The following is a 3,394-nucleotide window of genomic DNA, read 5'->3' as shown; positions in this document are numbered from 1 at the left end:
TCAATTGATTTGTGTTAATAGTCCCTGCACGTCCATTTAACCAATGTCCAGTATCATAATTAACAGCATCTACCCATATATCCGATCTAGTCCAAAAATCGCCGCGTGCATCCCACGCCCACGCAATCATATCATCAACGTTAATCATGGTGTCTCCAAATAAACTCCAATAATTAATCATACACTCGAAATAGGCGCGTTGAATTAAAACATCTGGATTGGAATTACTAAAGTGAGGTGCTAAGCTTTCGGATGATTTAGGATCTAAAAAAACATTGGGTTGGTTTGTTCCTTTGTTTATCGCCCCGCAACCAAATTCACTAAACGCAATTTGTTTAGCTTCGGGTGTCCAATTAGTAGGAGTTGTTTTTGGAATTCCTCCTGGTCTATCGTAGTGTTTGTTTTTCCACCAGTTTCTAATATCTTTTTGTCGGTAAATCCAGTGTTTCCCTTCTAATCCATCTTCAATGATGGTTCTTATCTGTTGTTCCCTATCACTTTCTGAAGCATAATAGTAATGAAAGTATTCACCGCCCTCTATTTGCCCCATTAAATAATTGTAATCGTATATGTTTTTACCTCTAGGAAAGGAATTGGTAGCAAAAACACCATCAACATTATATTTACTTATCAATCCAGCGCCAAAATCCTCATGAGTTTCACTATCTCTCCAATCGCTTAGCGGTAAGTAGTTGTCTATACTCACTTTGGCTATGTTTGGATTAGACCAAAGTTTATCCATATTGAAATAAACATCTCCGCTGCCATCATTAGGTTTATGCGAGTGATATTCGCTCCAATCTGCCGCATACCCAATTTTCACATTGGATAACCCATTAGCGTTAAAAACAGCTTTTACATCGTCGGCTAACTGAGATAGTTTTTCTACAGCTGGATAAACCGCATTTTGAACGCTTGAAGCTGTGGATCGTGTTTGTGTTAACCCCCTTAATTCACTGCCTATGTAAAAAGTGCTTAGTTTTAATTTCTCGGCTTCTGTTAATTGCTTAGAAGCTAAAACATATAACCATGCGTAATGCAATATCATTCTGCGGTAGGTGTAATCGCTTAAATTCCCTGTAAACAAAACCTTATCGTTTACCTCGTCTAAAGAGAAATCTGATGACGATATTGTTCCGAAAAAGGTATTTATATCTGTTTCTGCTAAAGGTGTTTTATCGTTAGGCGAGTACATTCTGCCACGCCAAGGAAATACAGGTTGTCCCATAGTGTTATCTTCAGGGATATCCATTAATAAAAAAGGGTAAAAAGCTACGTTCTGCTGGTGTACTTTAATAGCGTAGACTATAGATTGTAACACGCCGTAATCTGTAGGTGTGCCACCAAAATTCACTACACCTTCGGTTATACTCACGTAATCTGCACTTGCACGATTGATTCCACTAACTAACCAGTCGTAATTAACATAACTGCTTTCACTGGCATTAAATTTTTTATAAGGATGCTCAAAAACATCATAATTATTTTTTGCTTTCGGCTGTATTTTACATTCACCAATCCTTAAATCTGAACCAAACCAACTTACTACTAAATTAATTGTTTTATTGTTTGGAAGATTTTTTGCTAAGCTTTGCATGCTCACCTCAAAATCGGTTAAATCGGTACTGAAATTTTTATTAAGAGTGTAAGGGTCTCCCGCATTTGGCACCGTTATTTCTGTAGTAGAATAAACACCTTCTCCACTGGATGGAACTAAATTAATAGATTTTATTTGCGATTCGAGTCCTTCTAGGGTTTCGGTTTGTTTTTGTATTTGGGTTGAAATACACTTTAGTTCTTCAATAGCCTTCTTTTTTCTGTTTATTTCATAAGCCGTTTGATAATACTTAGAGTCTACACCTTCTAGTTTTGCTACTTTATCTGGATGATCTTCTTTATCGGGGATATTTAATGGAAATACGCTCATTTTTTAAATAGATATTAAATTGTTAGGCTGTTCTGTTGGTATAAGGAAGTCTATAAAACTGGAGACATCATTAATTTCTAATAAACCAATAGGGAATATAGACACTGTTTTAAAGGTTATGGTTGTTTTAACTTCATCGGAAGCGTAGGTCACTTCTAGTGGTTTGTTTTGGAAATAATCATTTCGGCCCATAACAATAGATTGTCCGTTGGATAATTCTATTCTAACAAATTTGGTCGATTTAATTTTTTCTATTCTATCGGTTCGCAGGCTATCGGTATTAGCAAAAGAGACTTTTAATTGTTGCTCGTAACTTGATCCTGCTCTAGATGTTTTTTCCTTATCGGAAAAAGACACTGTTTTTAAACCAATGTGCAATGGTTTCCAAGTGTATTGGTTTCCTAATGAATTATAAAAATTTTGATGTTCTGCTCCAGATAAAGCCGTTAACGAGCCGTTGAAGTCTAAATAGACTTTACATATAAAAGGCGCTCCTACAACTTTACTAAGAATAGACATGTTATTTTTTTTGTAAAGATGACAGAAAGCGTTTCAATTTTTAAGACATGAAATTATTTTGAAAAGTTTAAGGATCGGTTACTTGTTTTACTCTGAAAACGGTATAAAGGCGTACGTTCTTTAATTTCTCTATTGTATAAACTTCTCATGGAGGCTACCCGAAAGCCATGTTCTTCCAGATCGTATTCTGCCATAAAATCTAAGATTACTTTTTCTACTTTTAAATGTGGCGCGTATTTTAAAGCGGTGTAAACTGTGGTAACAAAGCTGTAACGAAAAAGGTCTTCGAAAATATCATTAATATCTGATGCCACATGCTCGGGAACTTTTAAAAAGGAATTGGTACCGTTAACGGTTTGGTAAATTTCGGCAGTAGCTTTATTGGATACTTTATTGGCTACCGAAAAATAAATATAAAATTTTTGAGGTTTTACGGGATGCTCGCATTTCTCCAGTGCTATGCGTATCATTTTTCCCAATGATGAGTTGATCACTATTTTACAGGCTTTTACTCTGCTTTTTAAATAGTGCGCATCGGTATCTGCCTTAAATTCTTTATAAAAGAATGGTATTAAATGCGGACGAACTTTAATAGGTACAATACTTTGGGACATTCACCAGGGATTAATATTTCAAAAATTGACGTAAAATAGTTTTTTGATACTCAAATATATAAAAAAATACCTATAAGTATTAATATATACTTATAGGTATTAATTTTTGGTAAAAAAAGAGTGCTTATTTTAAAATTAGGAAGAACATTTGATAACAGTTAATAAGAATCATAAAAAAAACGATTCTTATTTTGGTGTTATGTGCAATAAAAAATGCTTAACTAATAGCATTCTTGCAACGGCAATTTCTTTCCAGAGTTTCCGTCTTTACAATCGCCCAAGCAATCACATATTCCGTCATTTAACCAATAATGTATTTCAGTTGCTACACCAT

Annotated in this window: 3 protein-coding genes; all 3 read right to left on the bottom strand. The window is 34.6% G+C overall.

The annotated features are described in order from the left end of the window. A partial coding sequence (locus tag ABYI63_RS17305; RefSeq protein WP_372758113.1) for a glycoside hydrolase TIM-barrel-like domain-containing protein occupies window positions 1-1,927 on the bottom strand: 1,927 nt, incomplete at its 3' end. A 3-nt stretch (window positions 1,928-1,930) separates the two neighbouring features. Beyond that, window positions 1,931-2,446, bottom strand: coding sequence for a hypothetical protein (locus ABYI63_RS17300; RefSeq protein ID WP_372758112.1), 516 nt, complete (start codon window positions 2,444-2,446; stop codon window positions 1,931-1,933). 53 nt (window positions 2,447-2,499) lie between these two features. Further along, window positions 2,500-3,060 carry a hypothetical protein gene (locus tag ABYI63_RS17295; protein WP_372758111.1) on the bottom strand — a complete coding sequence of 187 codons (561 nt, stop codon included), beginning with the start codon at window positions 3,058-3,060 and terminating at the stop codon, window positions 2,500-2,502. Between the last annotated feature and the right edge of the window lie 334 nt (window positions 3,061-3,394).

Source organism: Mariniflexile sp., assembly GCF_041583155.1.
Taxonomy (GTDB): domain Bacteria; phylum Bacteroidota; class Bacteroidia; order Flavobacteriales; family Flavobacteriaceae; genus Mariniflexile.
Note: the sequence above shows the minus strand (reverse complement) of the source record. Positions and strands in the feature narration are given on the sequence as shown.